Below are 19964 nucleotides of genomic sequence, written 5' to 3' on the forward strand. Positions count from 1 at the left end.
TAGATAGTCCAATTTCTGCAAAAAATTGATTCATAGAAATACATCTACCTACTATTTTAATATTTTATCAAATAAAAAATCGGTATTTTTTACCGATTAAAAGCTTTGTCTTCTAATAATTTTTGAAGATATTTCAACGGATTCTATATTTTCACCGTTAATGATTGCTAAAACACCTTCTATCATTTTTTGGGCTAACATAGCATAATTAGGAGAAATAGTAGACAGAGCTGGAGTATAATATTGCGAAATAGGAATATTATCGAATCCAATTATTGAAATATCATCAGGAATGGTAATCCCCTTCTCATAGCACGCACGAATCAGCCCTTGAACCTTCTCATCCCCAGAAACAAATATCATATCCGGATGATTTTGATTAGATAAATTATTTATAGCATATGAATAAACTGAATCAATTGTAGTTAAACCATAAATAACTTGCAAATCCATTAAATAATTTTTATCAGTCAAAAAAGTACGAATACCTTTTTCACGATCCTTATTAACAAGAGATTCCCCTCCCATAAGTAACAACATACTTTTAATATTCTCTTTTGTTACTAATTCCATCATATCATAAGTGGCTTGAAAATTGTTATTAGATACATAAACAACATCAGGTGTTCGAGATTCTCCAAAAACTATAAAAGGCATATTATTTTTCTGTAAATAATTAATCCGAATATCGTCTTTACTTTCATAAAATACTATTACTCCATCTATTAAGCTTCCTGTACTTGAAATTATTGAATTCCTAATCGTATCTTCTTCACCAAAGTATTCAACAATAGCGTTTACACCAAACTCTTTACAAGTTTGTAGAACTCTATCTAGTAAAGTTTGAAACCAAATCAAGGGAAAAGAATCAATCTTTTTAACGGAAATCAAAATGTTTGTAGTTTCTTTCTTAGTCAAATTTTTTGCATATGCATTTGGAACATACGACAACTCATCAATGACTTTTTGAATAGCTCGATAAGTTTCTTCTTTTACCTTTTCACCACCGTTAATAACACGTGAAACAGTTTTTGGAGAAAAACCTGATAAATGCGCAATATCATAAATAGTTACCTTTTTATCGTTTAAATTTTTCACTTTAGTCCTCCATTTATGATTTATCTAATTTTATTATACAATATTTACTTTTTTTAACAAGAGAATTTAGTAAAATATTTTAATGTATCTTAACAAAACTTTAATTTCAAAATTTTCTATTTTATACTCTATTCTTCCGATTCAAAAAAATAACATTGACAATTAAAATTTTTATTCTTTACAATTTTTTCTACTTCACAACTGATAAACTTGTATGAAAATAACTTACCACGAAAATATAAAAAATCATTTTCGGTAAAATCCATTGAAACTATAAAAGTATCTAATAACATTTGGACATAGCAGTCTAAGATCGGAATAATCTTTTCCTTAACAATAACTTTTGCTAATATATCATCAGCTGGTAAAGAAGACGAAAATACAATTTCACAAATATCATAAAAAGAATGAAATCTATATACTTGCACTAAAGAATTATATTCAAAATACGTTATTCTTCCACAGTCAAAATTAATATTATATACCTTCATTTATGTTTATCCTTATACTTTGCAAATAATTTCGAGTCAATTATCACCTAAAAAACAAAGGGACAAGAATAACTGCCCCTTTGTTTATTCTATATCAACTAACTTCTTCCACATAAATAACACCAACAATATTTGCTATTTCTTCCATTAGTTTAAGATGTTCAAACTTACCTGAAAGTTCTAGAGTCATAAATGATGCTATTCTTTTGTCTGGAACATCAAAATATTCAATTCTTTCAGAATTAACATCTCCAAAAGCAGTTCTTGAATCATTCAATCGAATTCCATTTTCTGCACAATAAACTAATACTCGATTATATGCCTCAGTAGATTTAACTACAATATATAATTCAATAACTTTTGAACGACTTTGAAGATATTTTTTTAAAGGCTGAAACATAGAAATCACACTCCACACAGAAATAGCTACTAACAGAGCACCTTCATAAAAACCTACTCCAATAGCTAAACCTATTCCTGCAGAAGCCCAAATTCCTGCTGCAGTTGTCAGACCCGTAACCTTCTTTTTATCTGTGATAAGAATTGTTCCAGCTCCAAGAAAACCAACACCAGAAATAACTTGAGCACCTAAACGTGTCGGATCTCCTGTTCCAAACTTATAAGATACAAATTCATTAGTCATCATAATCAAACAAGCAGCCATACAAACGATACTATGTGTACGAATACCTGCTGGTTGAGATTTACTTCCTCTTTCTAAGCCAATAATACTTCCAATGACCAAAGACAACACGACTCTAATAATAATTTCAATGTATGATAGTCCCATGCTGGATGATTGCATTACTATTTCCTTTTCTTACCACGCGGTCTCTGTGTGAAGTACAATACAGTCCCTGAAATAATCATTAGAACAATTGTATAAACAAATACAAGAGCTTGTGCATTAGATGTTGCTGTTTCATCACCTGCAGAACGAATCGTAATACCTAATGGTTGAGCCAATGGATGATAAAGGAATACAGATAAATCGAAATCGGTCAATAAAGAGTTAAAGTTGAGTGCGATAACAGAAAGAACTACCGGCAAGATGAAAGGAATAATAACCTTCATCATTGTGTAAAATGGTGAAGCCCCCATACTTCTAGCAGCATCCTCCATCTCATCATCAACACTAAATAAGATTGCACGTACCATTCTATAAGAGAATGGTATTTTTACAACAATATAAGCGATTAGCAAAATTACTAAACTACCAACTAGAATCTGGTTAAAGACTAAAAGTTGAGGTTGGTTGAAAGTGAACAATAAACTAACTGCTAGAAGTGTACTTGGTAATAGCCAAGGAAGAAGAGCTCCGTATTCGAACAAGAAATCAAATCGAGCTTTATGTTTACGAACTACTCGCGCAAACACAACAGCAAGAACTGTTGCAGTAGTTGCTGCAATGATAGAATATATAAAGCTGACTAGGAATGGAGAAAACGCAACACTATTACTAAAGAACAATCTGTAATTATCAAGAGTAAAGTTTGATAATGATAAGTTTCCTGACTGTATTGCAACTGGGTCAGTAAATGAATACAATACAATGAAAATCAATGGTAACATGAAAACAGTGAACAAAGCATAAGCAACAATATGAGCAATGATATTCCATGGTTTAGATGTGATTTTTTGTTTTTTCAAAGGTGCTTTCGTTTTAGAAATAGAAATATAATTTCCGCCTTTTTCGATCTTGTTCATAATAGTAAGCAAAATCGTAGTGGCAATACCCAAAATAATTGCTAGAAAGGCGGCTAAGTCACGAGAATTTCCCATTCCAGCAAATGTTATGATCATTGGGTTAATAGTTTGGAATTCTTTCCCACCAACAATCATAGGTGCTGCTACTGCTGATAACCCACTTAGAAAAACCATAATTGTCAGAGCGAATAAAGTAGGAATTAGAGTTGGCAATACTACTTTTCTAAACACTGTAAATGGTTTTGCACCCATATTACGTGCAGCTTCAATAGTATGATAGTCTACACTTCGAATTGTATTAGTTAGGAATAAGGTGTGATTAGCAGTACCAGAAAATGTCATAATAAATAGAACTGCACCATAACCAATAAACCAGTTAGGATCTAAAGATGGAATAATACTTTGTAAAAATTTGGTAATCATGCCATATGGTCCATAAACGAATTTATAACCAGTAGCCAAAACTACTCCACCGTAGATTAGTGACGTCATGTATCCTAGTTTTAATATTTTAGCTCCTTTAATATCAAAATATTCTGTAAACAATACACAAAGTACACCAACAACATTAACAGTTATAATTAGTGAGAATGCTAACTTGAAACTGTTAAAAATACTCTGAATCGCACGTTGAGATTTAAAAGCTCGTTGTACGACATCAAGTGAAAACTCCCCACCTTTCACAAATACATTAACTACTAAATCAAAGTTTGGATAAATGATGAAAGTTACCAAGAACCAGATTAAGCCTAAACGAATGAGCCAATCTTTCCAATTTAATTTATGACGCATACTGCACCTCCTTAAAATTGCAGAACGTCTGATGGTGTGATAAATAATTCCACACTTTCTCCGACAGATCTAATAGCTGACTGACTATCGATACTTGTTACATTAAGAATTTGATTTTCAGATACCTGAACAGTATAGTGAATTGTAACTCCTGAAAATTCCACATCAATAATTGAACCTTTTAAGACAAAATCCTGATCCGTTTCACGTTTGAAGCGAACTTTTTCTAAACGAATGTAACCTTTTTTATCTTCCAAAAGAACATGAGCATTATTTAGAAGAATTCCGTGAACAGTTTCATCTGTAAGTACGTTAATGTCTCCAATGAAATCACATACAAATTCTGTTTGAGAATTATGATAAATTTCTACTGGTGTTCCCACTTGTTCAATAAAACCATTATTAAAAACAGCAATCCTATCAGATAGCGTTAACGCTTCCTCTTGGTCATGTGTAACATATAGAGTCGTAATTCCCAATTCTTTTTGAAGACGTTTCAACTCTTTTCTCAAATCCACACGTAATTTTGCATCTAGGTTTGACAAGGGTTCATCCAAACATAGGATTTTAGGTTCCAGAACAAGAGCACGAGCTAAAGCTACACGCTGCTGTTGTCCTCCAGATAATTCTGAAACGTTACGTTGCAATTGTTGATCTGAAATCTTAATTTTAGCAGCCACTGCAGAAACCTTGGCTTTAATAACATCTGGAGCAACTTTTTTAACCTTTAGACCGAATGCAATATTATCAAAAACTGTCATTGTTGGAAATAGTGCGTAAGATTGGAATACGATCCCGATTCCACGTTTTTCTGGCTCCATATGAGTAACATCTTTCCCATTAACCTCAATGCTTCCAGATGAAGGGTCTAAAAAACCTACCAAAGCTCTCAAAGTTGTTGATTTACCGCATCCAGATGGTCCAAGGAAGGTAAAGAATTCTCCTTCCTTAATATCTAAATTTAGATTATCAATCGCGATAAAATCACCGTATTTAATTTGAATGTTATCAAATTTAATCATATTACTAACTTCCTTTACTTATAAATGAAAAGTCTCTCTTAATTTCTCATGTAGGTTTAGAAACTTTAGAGAGACCTGGAATTTTAAAAATTACACTTATGCCCTATTTTACATATTCTAGTTCAGCTTTTTCAACCCATTCATCCAAATGTTTTCCAACAGCTTCCCAATCAATACTTTGCGGTTTCACTTGATCAACAAATTTCTTAGTAGCTTCTGGTAACTCTTTCACTGCCTCAGTATTTGCAGGAATAGAACCAAAGTTTTTGCTGTACTCTACTTGAATTTCTGTTTGACCAAACCAATCAATAAATTCTTTAGCTAAAGCTTGTTTCTTACTAGTATTCAAAATCATTGTTTGTTCAGTTACAAACGGAACACCAATTTCAGGAGACATTACTTTAAATACAACATTTTGTTCTTTTTGTCCAACTAATGCACCAGAACCCCACATCATACCGTACTGGATTGGGTCGTCCTTATCTAACATTTTAACAATTGAACTTTCACCCTTTTGAAGAGTGTACGCATTTTCCAAATATTCTTTAGCTGCTTGCCAACCTTTTTCAGAAACGCCTAATTCTCCTTTATCATCGAGATAGCGAACAAGGATACTTGCCAAGATCGCACGCCCTGTTCCCCCTGAAAGTCCAGAAATTGAATATTTACCTTTATATTTGCTGCCTAACTCAGTCCAATCTTTAGGCATTTCAGTAACATCAGGAGCACCAATCAAGACCAATGGCTGAACAATTACAGGATTGTAGTAGTTATCTTTATCTGATAGAGATTGGTCAATTTTATCTAACCATTTAGGTTTGTACTGTACCAATAATTTTTGATCTCTAATTTTATTTGAATCAACAGCTCCAATACCAAATACCATATCAGCTACTGCATTATTTTTTTCAGCAATAACACGATCGGCCAACTGAGCACCTGGAATGTCAACCATTTTAATATTGAAACCAGCTTCTTTAGCCTTAGCAGTTAACCAATCCCCACGTCCGTTTGAAACAGAGTTAGAATAAATTACTAATTCTTGGCTCTTGTCAGCTTTTTCTTCTGATTGAGGTGTATCGCTCGAAGAATTTGATGAATTAGTTGAACCACCTGAACATGCTGCCAATGTTGTAACCGCAACCCCTGCAGCTAAAAACGATAATAATTTAGATTTTTTCATATGAAATCTCCTTTTTATTTTTAATTATAATTTTATTTTAAAATTTTTCACAATATGGAACAAAACGTCTCATATCTTCAAATACTGTGTAATCGATACGATTTACTGTAATGACAGGAATCTTTTCAAGCAGAACTTCCGTTAATTCCTTTTTCACTTTAGTAAACTCTTCATTTTCTTCTTCAGTTAATGGAACTCGAAGATATCCAATTGAGATATGGAATTGATAGCGATCATGATTAGGGAATCGAACACCTGCTTTTTCAGAAACATATGTTCTAATTTCTTCTAATCGTTTAGCTGATTTCTCATCGGCTGGTTCTACTAAAATGTTTTGATTTCCCATTTCAGTCACACGCATATGAATATCTTCGTTTAGCAATGGGAAAATTTCTAGTTGTTTTGCAAAGTAATCATGAATTTCTTGTAATGGCGTATCCAATGGTAGATGGCTACTCCAAAATTCTGGCTCACGATTTTCATGGCAAAGCAATTCAATTACAGTCATATGAATAGAATCTCTTGGAGTTAATGTGAATTTATCTATAAATGGTAACTCTCTATAGCGTGATTGAATGATATCAACAACTTCCATCAAATCTGAATTAGTATAAAGATTTGCTACAACTGTATTCCCCGGGAAATGATTAAATTCCCCGTTCTCTTTGAACTTAATTTTTGTTAAGTTTTTCATAAAAAGACCTTCTTTTTTATTTTTTGACATCGGTGTCATTCATGTTTATATTATACAATGTAATCGTTTACTTTGTCAAGCGCTTTCATTGTTTTTTTTTTTAATTTTTTTAATATATACATATTACAAGACTACTCGAACTTTTTTATTTATTGTATCCATTAGGATTTTTTGATTGCCAATTCCATGTATCTCTACACATGTCTTCGACATTTTTTGTAGTCTTCCAATTTAATTCCTTATACGCCTTATCCGCATTTGCATAACAAGTCGCAACGTCTCCTGATCGTCTTGGAACAATTTTATAAGGAATTGGAACCTTATTGACACTTTCAAATGTATTTACAAGTTGTAATACACTTGTGCCTTCTCCTGAACCAAGGTTATAAATATAAACATCTGTTTTTTCAGATACTTTCTCTAAAGCTTTTATATGCCCTATCGCTAAATCCACTACATGGATATAATCGCGAACACCAGTACCATCTACCGTATCATAATCATCTCCAAAAACACTTAGCTCTGGTCGCTTACCTACCGCTACTTGTGCAATAAAAGGCATTAAGTTGTTAGGAATTCCTGATGGATCTTCTCCAATCAACCCCGACTCATGAGCACCAATCGGATTGAAATAACGAAGCAACGCAATACTCCACTCTGAATCTGCTACATGAACATCTTTTAAAATTTGTTCAAGCATCACTTTTGTGTACCCATACGGATTCGTTGCACTTGTCGGCATCGTCTCAATAAGGGGAGACTGATTGTGAACGCCGTATACAGTCGCACTCGATGAAAACACAATCTTTTTAACATTAAACTCTGACATCACTTCAACAAGAGCTAATGTGCTCATAATATTATTTTCGTAGTACATTACAGGCTTTTGCACGGATTCGCCGACAGCTTTGTATCCTGCAAAATGAATTGCAGCCTCAATAGATTCTTGTTCAAAAACTTTTCTCAATCCTTGTTTATCACAAACATCTAATTCGTAAAACGCAGGACGTTGCCCTGTAATTGCTTCAATACGATCTAATACTAAAATGCTTGAGTTTGAAAGGTTGTCGACAATAACGACTTCCTTACCTAAATTTAGTAATTCTACTACGGTATGGCTACCAATATAACCAGCTCCGCCTGTTACCAATATTGCCATTTTTACTTCCTCCTAATTAATTCCAACCGATTTAACAAATCTCATAAATGCTTCATGTCCGGTTTGAGTATTCTTATAAACACCTGCATCTTCGAGAACTCTCGCAAATACTTGCCCTACTTCATGTTGAACTACGCTATGAACCTCCTCCTCTTTAAGTCCAGGATATTTTTCTTTCAATTGAACGGCCCATTCTAAATGATAATCAGCAATTGCGTTATCTTTTCCTAAAAGATATTTCTCAACTTCTTCTAACTCTGTTTTCAAACGAGGTGGTAAAATCGCAAGTCCCATCACTTCGATTAACCCAATATTTTCCTTTTTAATATGTTGTACATCTTGATGAGGGTGGTAAACACCATCTGGGTATTGTTTAGTAGTATGGTTATCTCTCAGAACAATATCCAATTCATATCTTCCATCCACTTTACGAGCAATAGGAGTCACCGTATGGTGTGGAATATCTTCAGTCTTAGCAATGATGTCTACTTCTAAATCTGAATATTCTCTCCAGATATTTAGGATTTTAGTAGCTAATTCTACCAAACGATTTTTATTTTCACCTTGTAGCCTAATCACTGACATCGGCCATTTTACAATACCTGCTTTAACATCCTCAAAGTCTTTAAAAAGAAATTCTCTCTCAAATTTTGCTTTTTCCATTGGGAAAATATGTTTTCCTCCCTGGTAGTGATTATGACTAAGAATAGAACCTCCTGAGATAGGAAGATCAGAATTTGAACCAGCAAAATACCCTGGTAAAATATCAACAATCTCCAATAATTGTTCAAATGTTTTGGACGTAATAGCCATTGGTACATGTTGACTATTCAAGAATATCGCATGCTCATTAAAATATGAGTATGGGGAATACTGGAAACCCCATACTTCGTCTCCCAGTTCCAACCGAATAATTCTATGATTTGCACGTGCTGGATAATTTATTCTCCCCTGATAACCTTCATTTTCCATACAAAGTAAACATTTTGGATAATTAGATGACTTTACCAATTTCTCTGCCGCGATTGTTTTCGGATCTTTTTCCGGTTTTGATAAATTGATTGTAATTTCAAGTGAACCATAATTAGTTTCAGTATGAAAAGCTATATTTTTAGCGATAGCTGACAATTTAATATAGTCGCTATCTTTACTTAACTGATAGAACTCTTCAACTGCATCCTGTGGCGAAACATCATATGAACTCCAAAAAATATCATTAAGGCGACTTGGTAATGGAACGATAAAATTCATCAGCTCTGCACCTAAACATTCCTTTGCCTCAGCTAAATCAGCAATTTTACCATTCTTTAAAGCTATTTCTACTAAATTGTCTTTTAATTTTTTAAGATCACTCTCATTTGAAATCTTATCAGTTCCTTCTTCACCGATTAAAGCCAATATTCTATTTTTTATATATATTTGGTCCATCGATTTATAAATTCCATATTCAATAATTTTATTAGCAAAATTATCTACTATTGTCTGCATATATACTCCTCTTTAACTATAATACTCCAATTTCCTGATAATCTAACCATTTATAAATAGATTGTGTTGTATGGGATATCTTATCAAGAATATTAATAACTTCTAAAAATACAATAGCTTCATCAACATTTGAGAATTCAATAAGAAAGTTCTCTACTACTTTGTCTCCTAGTTTTTGACATAGACCAGATATCAACTTACATTTTTTATTATAGTCATATACGTCAGGTTCATAGTTTCTATTCTTATACCATGTTAGAGTTTTCTTTAAGTGATCCCCTATAATAAAATGTATTTTTAGCATTTCATAAAATAATGGTCCCCATTCATGCATTGTATGAATATTTTTTAAATTCTTAACTATTTCAATGATTCGATCACCAATACGTTCAATATCTGTGGATAATTTTACTATAGTTATAATTCTTCTCAAATCAACAGAAACAGGATGTTGTAAACAGATGAGTTCAATACCTTTCATATCTATTGTAACAACTGCTTCATTAATAACTAAATCATTATCTATAATACTTTGTTTTTGAACTTCGGTTAAGTCATCAAATATCATTTCATATTTTTTTATTATAGAAATCCATATATCTTCTAGATTATTAGACAACTCAATAATTTCATTGTCAAAATGCTTTCTCAACATTATCTAACCTCAATAATCAATTGCACTATAAAGAACTCGTATAGATAACTGTCTTTATAGTTCATCATATGATGAAATTATTTTAAACATCAATTATCAAAATACTTGCATCATCTTTTTTACCATAAATAGGATCAATATTTGTAGATTCTTTTCTCATTTCAATTAACTCTCCAAAATTGTAGCCTGAATTTTGAGTATAAAAATCGTAAAAACCATCAGTCATTAAAACAATATGATTACTAGTTACTTCCAAACTACCATTGATAACATGATTTATACTACTTTTGTCTAGTGAACCTATCCAATATCCATCTGGTTTATTAGCTAGCTTCCTAATATTTTGTAATATAGTCTTTTTATCAGCTTCATCATTAGATTTGATTGTAAATTTTCCTTGCTCAAAAAGACAATCTACTCTATGATCTGTAATCACTTGATTGTTGACTATCATAACACAATCGCCAATCATTATGTATTCTAATTTTAAACCAGATAATTTCGCAAAAATAAAGGCAAAAGTTGGTAACTGGTAATAATCATCAAACTCACACTTATCTATCTCTATTATTTTTCTAACGTCATCTAAAGCAAGCTCGAAAATTTTCTTCAATGATAAAGAATCGTTACAATACTGCTTGAGACACTCAGAAATAAGATGAGATACTTCCGAAACTGAATAACCTATAGAATCTTTTGAATTAAATAAATCTGTTGCTCCATCTATAATCCAGAAATATTGATTTTTGTAATCTACGCTATCTTCGTTCTCTTTAGCACTACCTTGTATTGAGCAAATTCTATCTATCTTCATAACGACGTTTTAAACTCCATTGTCCAAATAGAAGGCAAATTCCAATAATAGTTAAAAGCAACTCAACCATTTTATTTAATCCAGTTTTTGGTAATGCATGTTGATTATTTTTTGTCTTAACTACTTCACTAACATTAGTTACGTCATATTGTTTTTGTGAAATTTCTCCTGTTACTACATTACCTGAATCATGATTTGATTTTTCAATTTTATCATCTACACTATTTACTGAGTAATTATTAGCTAAATTATTTTTGTTTTCAGCTACAGGTTTTATTTCCTCTACATGCTTATCTGAGTGGTTGTCTGAGTGATTACCTGAATTTTGCGAAAAGATTTTATAACTTTCATTCTCAGTTATAATATTAAAATCACCGACACTATTATTTGTGTCTGAGCTGGTCCCATTAAAATCAGTTTTAAGTAAAGAAACATGATTTCCTGTTAAATTGGAAAGTTGATTATTTAGGACAGTGATAGTTCCAGCGGATTCTTCAATTACGATTCCGTCTTTACCTCCCGAGATGATATTATCAGATACTACCAAATTGTTGCTGACTCTTAATAATTCAATATTTGGCTGTTCAGTATTTTGCGAATTATTATGAATGATATTCTTTGTTACAGTAATATCAGTTACTTTTCCAAGATAATCTGCACTATCTTTTGCAACACGTATTGCTTTTGTTTTAGCATCAGCAATATTAAATACATTTTCAGTAATAGTCACATGTTTATTCAGATCTAATACGTCTTTAACATTTTTATAACTATAAGCATTAACTAAAGCAGCACCATTTTCACGATAGTGTTCACTTTCCTCTTTAGTTTTCTTATCAAACCTATTTCCTTTTATTAAAATATCAGTAAATCCTGTAAAGCGAACGCCCGCATACATCATATTATCAAAATGATTATTTAGAATTTTAATATTTGAAGGATTTTCAGTTGTTGCAGTTTGATAATGTGTCCCAATTGCAGTTACTAATTCACCTGATTTTTCACTTTTACCAAAATATGAATTTTGAATAGTAACATTTTCAGATTTTTTCCCATCATCATTCAAAGCATAAGGAAAACCTTTTCTAGTTAATGGTTCAATCTGAATACTCTCCTTACTTATAATTTGCCCATCTTTCATAGTTTTAGGTAAAGCTTGACCAAGAAAACGAGAATTATCGACTAATACATTTTTCGAACCTGCAATTTGAATAGCATGCCCTTGATAACTATCCTTGAATGTTACATTTTTTATAGTTACGTTATTTGAATTCCCAATAGCAAATGCACCTGAAGAATTTATAAGTGGTAGATTTTTTGCTTTAGTTCCTTCTTCATTCAAAGCACCGTTCATATCAATAGTACCACCAGAATAACTAATATCTTCTGTTGGGGCCCATTCTACTTGCGCACCATCATCCGTAAATAAACCTGTCATGAATACAATAGAAGGATGATTTTTGATATTGATACCATTTAATATGGTAGCTTTTTCATGTACTTCTAGGTGTGTATGACTTCTCAAAAAGACAATCTCTTTAACTAAATAAGTCCCCTCAGGAAAATATACTTTCCCTCCACCTAATCCTTTAGCAGCTGCATCTATTGTATCCTGAATTGCTTGTCGGTCATCATTAACCCCATCGCCTACTGCACCATAATCTTTTACACTTAAAGCCGAAATTTCAGTCCCTTTTTCTAAAGCAGTGTTACTATCTCCCACTTCATTCCTATTAGAAGTATCTGCAACTTCGTTCTCAGAACTAACTGACTTTGAATAAGTAGTAATAAAATCAGTCAAACTGTCATGATTACTAGTTAAGGAACCTTCTAAACTTTTGATAGTTGAATTAGAAAGGGCACTATTAGAAACTAGCGGAGAATCTTTCATTTCATCTTCAAAAGATCCAGTATTTACCCCATCTTCTTTATATTCCTTATTAGATATCAAAGGAGAATCAACTTTACTATCGGTTAATTGTGAGGTAGAAGAGTCAATCCCAGTAGGATTGTCATGATTACTAGTTGAAGAACCTTCTATACTATTGGTGGTCGAAGTATAAAGCTCATTCATAGATATTTGAGGAGCACTTGTAACTACTTCATCAGCAAAAACACTTTGTACCCCCAGGAATGAAACCGCTACCAAAACAGGGCACAATCCAACCTTAAGTTTCCGAATACTAAAAACCTCATTGTGAACAAAATGCTTCATAAAACACCTCCAAATTTTTTATTGTTTTTTTACTATCTATCACTAAATTTTTTTATATCAGACAAAATGACACCGCTGTCATTATCCTTATCATATATTTTCTAAATAAAATTGTCAAGGGATAACACAATAAAATACAACATTTTTTAAAGCGTAATCATATTTAAAACTTTATATCTGTTCTATAAACCAAAAATACTATTAAATCTCTTCCAACATTTTTAAATGGACAGAACAATTTCATAGTGAAAATGATAGAATATTTTTTAATAACTCTGAATACTGTTTCACAAAAAATAGACCAATTTCTTGATCTACTTTACTTTATATTAATTTCTAAAAATTTAATTTTGGTCATGATTTGGTCATGATTTGGTCATGATTTGGTCAAAAAAACAAAAAATACTAAATTATTTTTAAAAATTAACTTGTGATAATTGCCTTAAAACAAACACTTTGCATATTCTTTGCTTTTCTTTACATTACTTAAAATGCCCCTATTCATAATCTCTTAAATTCCCTGTTTTATACTGTTCAACCAATTCCCATAGATTATGAGTAGTTAAATCTGGTACAAAAATAAATTACTTTTTTAAATGTACTCATAAATTATCCCTTCGTCACTTATCAATTTCCCCCAACTCTCTCAACCGTTCCTGCTCTATCTTCAACATCTCTTTTTCCACCTTGTTCCATTTTCCAAATAGGCATTCGTGTAGAACTTCTGCTGCTGAGATTTGATCTACTTCCGAATTATAAACACACGATTGATCTCTTTGATAAATTTGAATTTGTCTAAAAAGTTTAGCCGTTTCCAACTCTCGTAAGTTATCAACTAAATGTTCTACAATTCCGTCATGGTGCTCTTTGGGAGTCGCTCTTGCTTGACTAGGGTCTATAGCATGGAGCTCCTCATAACGTATCAAGGTACTGAGATAAGACAATTCTGGCTTGGTCGCAATCAGTGCAAGTGAGACTTGATATCCTCTAGTTGCCAATAATTGGGCCGTTTTTCGGGGAACTTCTGTTGTTCTCAAGGTACCCTCGATTAATAAATGATAACCTTTTTTACTCAACTCATCTACAAGATATTCAACCATTTGTCCCGCGAATACTTTTGTATAATCCACACTATCTTTGCCATACTTTTCCTGTAGGCCAAGGTAGTTCGGATGAAAAGAGCGATAACTATCCCCATCAATGATAATGATATTACCTTGAAATTCCCTTTGTTTAATACGATGAATCGTTGTTTTCCCAGCACCACTCTGTCCACCGAGCAAAATAGCCTTAGGATGAGATGAGGTTGTTTTTCCACGAGTTAAAGAACGGATAAGCCGTTTGGAGGCTTGTTCAAAATTATCTTGACTAAATTCTTCTAGTTTCATTAAGCCACCACCAGATGAGTAGCTTGTTCTAGCATACGTTCAATACCATCCAAATAGCCATTAAATCGCTCTATATCCTCAAAAGTTGAAACAAGATAAATCCTCGTATTAATCAAATCAGACAAATCATCGCTCATTAGAACCCAAGGATTTAAAGTATCATCAAATGCAATTCCTTGTTCATCTTGAAAACGATAAAGTTGCGCTAAGATATTCGCCCCTCGTTCTTTAATCACTTCAATTTTCAGAGTTAATTGATAATCTTCTACTGGTGTGAGCATTTTTTCCTCCCCTACGATATCGATATACGAAACATTAAATTTCTTGCAGATACGATCTATTAATTCTGTCGAAACTCGACTTGTCCCATTTTCATAACGACTCAGACTATTTCTAGAGATACCAACAATCTTTGCAAACTCAGGCTGCGTTAATTTATGTGTTTTACGTAACGTTTTTATATTTTCTCCAATCATGTAACTCCTCCTTTTATTTATTTCTATTATAGCACAAAAAATAAAAACGCACCAATTTTGGTGCGTTTTTATCCAGCTCTAGCTGAATGAATAATTCATCTGTTACATTGTTGGCAAACCAATCATCTAATACAATGGCTTTATCAAATAATCTATCTTATCTATTTTAAAGATAAATTTACCACAAAAACACACTGAGATACTCGTCCCAGTATGTTTATTTCATTTTGGATAACTTCATCAATAAACTTAAGCGTTCATCATTTTTGAGCTCTGATAACAAGCAAATCAACCGCTCATATCCAAGTTCTTTCTTCTGCTTGATTAATGAATTCATCACAGCCACCAAATCCTCTGACGTAAAATTCCTTAAGTAAAGTGTAATATAACTTCCACTATTAGAAAATAGGCTAACATGAATTGCATTATGTTCTTTTTGCCTAATTTTCATTCCTCCTGTAGACTCCCTAATATAAAACTCATACACTGTCTTTTTCGGATAGCAATCAAATGAGTTTTCGAATTCTCTGCGATTTTTATAGAGAATATAGTTAATGAGTGAATAATATTTTAGAAACATAGTTGTTCCCTCCGTAATTGTTTTTATAATTATAGTATGCCTTTTTTTTCAAATTATAAAAATAAAAAATTAAAAAAACTGATAAAGGTATTATTTTCTTCTCAATTTTTTTGTAGTTTTTCCTCTTTCTCTCATCTTTCTTTTTTTTTGCGATTCTGATTTTTTCTGTGTGTTTAGCGTTGACAGGAACGTATGTGTAAGTCACGCTAAACACACAGTACTAGGTAAAAGTGAATAACGTAAAAAAACTTATCCTGATTTTTTTATTTTAAAATTTATGGCATACTAATAATATCAAGATAATTGATTGAGTAGAGACGTAACTAATATAGCTACGTTTTTTATGTTTGAAAGGAGGTAGCTATCGTGGAAACAGTAGGTTTAAGCTGGGTTAGGAAAGAACCAGTTTTGTATTTCATTAACTAAAAAAAAATAAATGTATAGATAATAAAAAAGATGTCAATAGCAGTTTAAAAAAATTTTTTGATCGTAACAAAGTAAAGAATAAAAGTAAAAAACGAAAGTAAATAACAGGAACCAATTTTTGTATTACATTTACCAATAAAAAATAAATGTATAGATAATAAAAGTAATGTCAACAGCAGTTTAAAAAAATTTTTTGATCATAACAAAGTAAAAAATCAAAGTATAAAAACTAAAGTAAATAACAAAAGTCTAAAAATCAAATACAAAAACTAGCTTAGCTCAGTCGCTAAATTCAGAGCAATTAAACCTGAAAAAGACTAACAAGAAAAAACAACAGATTTTTATCTGCAAGATGGAACTCTACATTTTATTTGAATTGAGTCAACTTGTCATGTTGTAAAATGACTTGGTTATCTTCTTAGCCATCAATTAAGAAGCGCCCTAAGCAAAGGGAAGATACTACATCAGTGAATATAAGCTTAAGTCACTGCACTACTTCAACTTGAATAAAAAAGACCTTAAGATTTTTCTTAAGATCTTCTTTAAAAGCACATTATCTACTATAGAAAGGAAAGAACTATGGCAAAGAAGAGACGTAGTCGTGCTGATCGACGAAAAGCTAAAGAGAAAGCTAAGAAACAACAGATGGATTCTCTAACTACTTTCGAAGGCCGTAAACAATTCGTCCAATCTAAAGGACTAACTAATCTAGTCACGCGCTTTAAAAAAGGAAAGGGTATCAAGCGAAATGAATCCAAAAAAACGGGAGAGGACATTCATTTAATCCATACCGACCGAACTCTTCATAACTACGCTGGGTCCTGGAGCAGATTTGCTTCCTTTGTTGCCTCAATAACTACTGCCGAAGATTTAGAAGCTCTTGAAAAATCTAACAATATTGAGGGATGGATTGACTTAGTAAATCAATACTTAAAACATTGTAAGAAATTAGGACTTTCTGCTCCAACCCAGTCAACCTATAAAGCAGCATTAGCCAAAGTTTTAGGAGTACCTTCTACCGCTTTTATTGCAACGGATATTCGATATCGAGCCGACAAAAAGAATAATCGTTTGAAGTCTAATGACGACAGGATGTCTGAAGAAACAAATAATCGCTGGTTCTCAATCGTATCTGCCACTGGACTACGAAAAAATGAATTAAAAGCTATTACTGGAGACTCCCTCTACCAACGTGAGGATGGCCAATATTATCTTAAAATTATTGGTAAAAAACATAAATCAAAAGGAGCACGAGATCGTTGGGTTCCGATTATTACGCGAGACAAAGAAGAATTAGAAAGGCTTGTTGAAGAATTTAAACTAGCTGGTAAAAAACGTGTGTTTCAAGTTCCAACTGCTTTAAAACCTCATAAATATCGTGCTGAATACGCAAAACGTCTTTATCTTCTTGTCGCGCGAGATCCCAAAGATATCAAAGATAAAAAAGAAAAAATTTATCTACGAGGCGAATTAAAAGGTGTTGCCCTTGATCGAAAGGCTTGTTTAATTGTATCACGTGCTCTCGGACACAATCGACCAGAAGAATTTCAAAAATCCTACGCCTATAAGTTAATCTCACAAGCAAACTAAGTAACTTTTTCCAAACATTATGATATATCTCTCATTAAAATTAAAAAATTCAACTAAATAAAAATCGTACTGAAAGTATTGATTTCTTTCTTAACATTCTTGTTCTAAACTAAAAAAATTAAAGTAGGTAAAAACCTACTTTTTTTCTTCAAAACCTTGTTACGACGCGTTTTTAAAGCACTCAAAATTGAGTGTTTTTTTGTTTTAAAAAATTTTTTTCACTAAAAAATAAAAAAAACACAGTTTTTAGTGAAGTTCCTGGCATACTAATTATATATGAAAAAAAAAGGGATAAATTGAATTACAAATGCGGTTAAAATAATTTAACTGCTTTTTTCAATCTCTAATACTTCCTAGCATAATTTCAATCAAAAATAATAGTAGAAAGGAAACCTTAAATCATGAAAAGTCAAAATAAACAGATGCATTTAAATGAGAAAGAAATTCAATCTTGTTTTAGTTTTATGAATTCCTTCTGGGGGTTTGATCGCATGGTTTTTAACTTAGGTGAAAAACTAATTGTTGACATTGAAAAACTGATAGAATTCAAAAAAAAGAATCCTCATGAAGTTAAAAAATTTACTCACAATTCAAATCAGATAGAAGATTTAATTATCCAATCAAGGGAATTCGGAAGACTTGAAATTGGAAAAATTTATAAAAAAGAAAGCGGAGATACTGTTAATTATTGCTTACTCCAGCTGAATCATGGAGGTCTAAATTTTGAAACTCTCTCTATTTCAGCAATACGAAAGAAACTAATAAACGTTATAACAGGAATCAAACAGCAAACTGGTATTTGGATTATCCCAACAATTATTAGGGTTCATGAAATGGAAATCGCATTTACATTTGCTACTGATGCGATTATTCATTTTCAAACAAGGAATTTATTATTGAGGAGCTTATCTAATACATCTCAAGTAAATAAAATAGTTTATACAAAATGTTCAACTCCTGATGATCACCATATTCTTTCAAGTAAAAAAAATGAAAACTTGTCGCATGTTCTTTACGATAAAACAGCAAAAGCAGAACATAATAAACAGATTGAATTAAACGTATCTCGTAAATATCGCGTCTATAGATACGAAATGACACTGAATGAAAAAAAAATTAAAAGTGAATTCCAGACTACTGACTTAGATAAACTACACAATGATCAGCTCTATTCATTTGTATATAGTGTAATTGAGAAAGGATTGTCCAACTTTAAGATATTTGTTCAAACTTCAGTTAGAGATACCCAAAATAAGTTAAAAGAATTGTATGAAGAAAAAGGTAAAGATGAATATATAAAAACTTTTTTTGACACTCAATTAAATCATGCTATGAATTATTTATATCCAATAACATTTGATGAATCTATTTTCTTATTTATTGATGTATCTAAATTTATAAAGCCAAAAAACTGTGCAAGAACTAAAAGAAATCTGGTTAAAAGAAGTAGAAAGAATGATTTAAAGAAAGAGAGTTATTTTCTTTCTATTATGATTACATGGCAAGTACTATATCTCTTTTGCTTAATGCTAAATACTCTATATCTTGTTCCTTTCCTTGATTTTGGTTGCTACAAGGATAATCAAAATAATGAACTCCTTTCTTTTAAAATCCCTAGTTTTACAAATGAAGAAAAAGATTCATTTTTTAATGAAATTATTCAAAGCAAGGATAAAGACATAGGTTCATTCCTGGATTCTTTTTTTAATAGAAATTGGAAAAATATTTATACCATTTTAATATAAATTCTGATTAAAAAATTGAAAAAGAATTAATACAGCAACGTTTTCCTGTTTTTTAAGTCTTCAACCCTTGAAGACTTAAAAAACAAAATCCAAACTAATAAAATTTAAATCTAAAAGAAAGAAACGGTACTATTTATGAATTTATTTATTCCAGACGAAGTAATTCGGCAATTTAAATTACTAATATCAGATACTGTTAAGAAAGAACTGGATAAATTTTTGGATATTAATGAAAATACCAACCAATTTTTAAATAAAAAGCAGACTTGTGAATATTTGAATATATCCAACAATACTTTAGACAACTGGATTAAGCAAGGCTTACCTTGCATTAAGGTTGGAAAAACTGTTCGCTTTAGCAAAACAGAAATCAATCGCTGGTTACAAAAGCAGTAGAAATTCTATGGTCATTTGTTATAATGTAACCATGGTATTTTCTAG

18 protein-coding genes are annotated in these 19964 nt (G+C 31.7%); 3 read left to right on the forward strand and 15 right to left on the reverse strand.

Annotated elements, in window-relative coordinates:
• Window positions 1-96: 96 nt before the first annotated feature.
• The 15 genes from EJF26_RS05670 to EJF26_RS10115 all read right to left on the reverse strand — a co-directional run bounded on the left by EJF26_RS05670 (window position 97) and on the right by EJF26_RS10115 (window position 15633).
• On the reverse strand, window positions 97-1098 hold the full coding sequence (locus EJF26_RS05670) for a LacI family DNA-binding transcriptional regulator (protein WP_000793419.1): 1002 nt from the start codon (window positions 1096-1098) through the stop codon (window positions 97-99).
• A gap of 128 nt (window positions 1099-1226) precedes the next feature.
• The gene (locus EJF26_RS05675; RefSeq protein WP_000870371.1) at window positions 1227-1589 is read right to left on the reverse strand and encodes a hypothetical protein; all 363 of its coding nucleotides are present in this window, start codon (window positions 1587-1589) and stop codon (window positions 1227-1229) included.
• A gap of 94 nt (window positions 1590-1683) precedes the next feature.
• Window positions 1684-2394: an MgtC/SapB family protein gene (locus EJF26_RS05680; RefSeq protein WP_001191972.1), complete on the reverse strand. Its 711-nt coding sequence runs from the start codon at window positions 2392-2394 to the stop codon at window positions 1684-1686.
• Window positions 2395-2396: 2 nt separating this feature from the next.
• Window positions 2397-4088: an ABC transporter permease gene (locus tag EJF26_RS05685; RefSeq protein WP_001216192.1), complete on the reverse strand. Its 1692-nt coding sequence runs from the start codon at window positions 4086-4088 to the stop codon at window positions 2397-2399.
• 11 nt (window positions 4089-4099) lie between these two features.
• A complete protein-coding gene (locus tag EJF26_RS05690) occupies window positions 4100-5110 on the reverse strand; it encodes an ABC transporter ATP-binding protein (protein ID WP_000589129.1) in 1011 nt (336 codons plus the stop codon).
• Window positions 5111-5213: 103 nt separating this feature from the next.
• A complete protein-coding gene (locus EJF26_RS05695; protein ID WP_000748691.1) occupies window positions 5214-6293 on the reverse strand; it encodes an extracellular solute-binding protein in 1080 nt (359 codons plus the stop codon).
• Window positions 6294-6330: 37 nt separating this feature from the next.
• Window positions 6331-6987, reverse strand: a complete 657-nt coding sequence (locus tag EJF26_RS05700; protein WP_000793817.1) for a DUF1868 domain-containing protein — start codon at window positions 6985-6987, stop codon at window positions 6331-6333.
• A gap of 145 nt (window positions 6988-7132) precedes the next feature.
• Window positions 7133-8146, reverse strand: a complete 1014-nt coding sequence (gene galE, locus EJF26_RS05705; RefSeq protein WP_000996574.1) for a UDP-glucose 4-epimerase GalE — start codon at window positions 8144-8146, stop codon at window positions 7133-7135.
• A gap of 12 nt (window positions 8147-8158) precedes the next feature.
• Complete coding sequence (gene galT / locus EJF26_RS05710) at window positions 8159-9634, reverse strand: UDP-glucose--hexose-1-phosphate uridylyltransferase (RefSeq protein ID WP_001193545.1); 1476 nt, start codon at window positions 9632-9634, stop codon at window positions 8159-8161.
• A 16-nt stretch (window positions 9635-9650) separates the two neighbouring features.
• Entirely contained in the window at window positions 9651-10289 is a 639-nt protein-coding gene (locus EJF26_RS05715; protein WP_000944642.1) for a phosphate signaling complex PhoU family protein, read from the reverse strand.
• Between the two features lie 82 nt (window positions 10290-10371).
• The gene (locus EJF26_RS05720; RefSeq protein WP_000687248.1) at window positions 10372-11103 is read right to left on the reverse strand and encodes a PP2C family serine/threonine-protein phosphatase; all 732 of its coding nucleotides are present in this window, start codon (window positions 11101-11103) and stop codon (window positions 10372-10374) included.
• Complete coding sequence (locus tag EJF26_RS05725) at window positions 11090-13318, reverse strand: glycosyl hydrolase family 28-related protein (RefSeq protein ID WP_000680277.1); 2229 nt, start codon at window positions 13316-13318, stop codon at window positions 11090-11092. Before EJF26_RS05725 ends, EJF26_RS05720 begins: the two co-directional genes overlap by 14 nt.
• Before the next feature lie 620 nt (window positions 13319-13938).
• Window positions 13939-14706: a type II toxin-antitoxin system toxin PezT gene (pezT, locus tag EJF26_RS05730; RefSeq protein WP_000762940.1), complete on the reverse strand. Its 768-nt coding sequence runs from the start codon at window positions 14704-14706 to the stop codon at window positions 13939-13941.
• Complete coding sequence (gene pezA, locus EJF26_RS05735) at window positions 14706-15182, reverse strand: type II toxin-antitoxin system antitoxin PezA (protein ID WP_000578854.1); 477 nt, start codon at window positions 15180-15182, stop codon at window positions 14706-14708. The genes pezT and pezA overlap by 1 nt, the downstream gene beginning before the upstream one ends.
• A gap of 217 nt (window positions 15183-15399) precedes the next feature.
• Window positions 15400-15633 (reverse strand): hypothetical protein, encoded by a 234-nt coding sequence (locus tag EJF26_RS10115; protein WP_235097106.1) that lies wholly within the window; start codon window positions 15631-15633, stop codon window positions 15400-15402.
• Window positions 15634-16767: 1134 nt separating this feature from the next.
• Here EJF26_RS10115 and EJF26_RS05745 point away from each other — a divergent pair.
• From EJF26_RS05745 to EJF26_RS05755, 3 genes are all read left to right on the forward strand, one after another.
• Window positions 16768-17778 carry a site-specific integrase gene (locus tag EJF26_RS05745; RefSeq protein WP_001085615.1) on the forward strand — a complete coding sequence of 337 codons (1011 nt, stop codon included), beginning with the start codon at window positions 16768-16770 and terminating at the stop codon, window positions 17776-17778.
• A 401-nt stretch (window positions 17779-18179) separates the two neighbouring features.
• Complete coding sequence (locus EJF26_RS05750; protein ID WP_000842031.1) at window positions 18180-19523, forward strand: hypothetical protein; 1344 nt, start codon at window positions 18180-18182, stop codon at window positions 19521-19523.
• Window positions 19524-19658: 135 nt separating this feature from the next.
• A complete protein-coding gene (locus tag EJF26_RS05755) occupies window positions 19659-19919 on the forward strand; it encodes a helix-turn-helix domain-containing protein (protein ID WP_001048148.1) in 261 nt (86 codons plus the stop codon).
• Window positions 19920-19964: the final 45 nt, after the last annotated feature.

The organism is Streptococcus oralis subsp. dentisani (assembly GCF_007475365.1).
GTDB classification, from domain to species: Bacteria; Bacillota; Bacilli; order Lactobacillales; family Streptococcaceae; genus Streptococcus; species Streptococcus mitis_AX.

Excerpts from the sequence above, each read along its gene's own strand:
- EJF26_RS05685 (WP_001216192.1), bottom strand. The coding sequence starts at position 4,088 with ATGCGTCATAAATTAAATTGGAAAGATTGGCTCATTCGTTTAGGCTTA.
- EJF26_RS05680 (WP_001191972.1), bottom strand. The coding sequence starts at position 2,394 with ATGCAATCATCCAGCATGGGACTATCATACATTGAAATTATTATTAGA.
- EJF26_RS05725 (WP_000680277.1), bottom strand. The coding sequence starts at position 13,318 with ATGAAGCATTTTGTTCACAATGAGGTTTTTAGTATTCGGAAACTTAAG.
- EJF26_RS05755 (WP_001048148.1), top strand. The coding sequence starts at position 19,659 with ATGAATTTATTTATTCCAGACGAAGTAATTCGGCAATTTAAATTACTA.
- EJF26_RS05715 (WP_000944642.1), bottom strand. The coding sequence starts at position 10,289 with ATGTTGAGAAAGCATTTTGACAATGAAATTATTGAGTTGTCTAATAAT.
- galT (WP_001193545.1), bottom strand. The coding sequence starts at position 9,634 with ATGCAGACAATAGTAGATAATTTTGCTAATAAAATTATTGAATATGGA.
- pezT (WP_000762940.1), bottom strand. The coding sequence starts at position 14,706 with ATGAAACTAGAAGAATTTAGTCAAGATAATTTTGAACAAGCCTCCAAA.
- EJF26_RS05745 (WP_001085615.1), top strand. The coding sequence starts at position 16,768 with ATGGCAAAGAAGAGACGTAGTCGTGCTGATCGACGAAAAGCTAAAGAG.
- EJF26_RS10115 (WP_235097106.1), bottom strand. The coding sequence starts at position 15,633 with ATGAAAATTAGGCAAAAAGAACATAATGCAATTCATGTTAGCCTATTT.
- EJF26_RS05690 (WP_000589129.1), bottom strand. The coding sequence starts at position 5,110 with ATGATTAAATTTGATAACATTCAAATTAAATACGGTGATTTTATCGCG.
- EJF26_RS05750 (WP_000842031.1), top strand. The coding sequence starts at position 18,180 with ATGAAAAGTCAAAATAAACAGATGCATTTAAATGAGAAAGAAATTCAA.
- EJF26_RS05720 (WP_000687248.1), bottom strand. The coding sequence starts at position 11,103 with ATGAAGATAGATAGAATTTGCTCAATACAAGGTAGTGCTAAAGAGAAC.
- galE (WP_000996574.1), bottom strand. The coding sequence starts at position 8,146 with ATGGCAATATTGGTAACAGGCGGAGCTGGTTATATTGGTAGCCATACC.
- pezA (WP_000578854.1), bottom strand. The coding sequence starts at position 15,182 with ATGATTGGAGAAAATATAAAAACGTTACGTAAAACACATAAATTAACG.
- EJF26_RS05700 (WP_000793817.1), bottom strand. The coding sequence starts at position 6,987 with ATGAAAAACTTAACAAAAATTAAGTTCAAAGAGAACGGGGAATTTAAT.
- EJF26_RS05695 (WP_000748691.1), bottom strand. The coding sequence starts at position 6,293 with ATGAAAAAATCTAAATTATTATCGTTTTTAGCTGCAGGGGTTGCGGTT.
- EJF26_RS05675 (WP_000870371.1), bottom strand. The coding sequence starts at position 1,589 with ATGAAGGTATATAATATTAATTTTGACTGTGGAAGAATAACGTATTTT.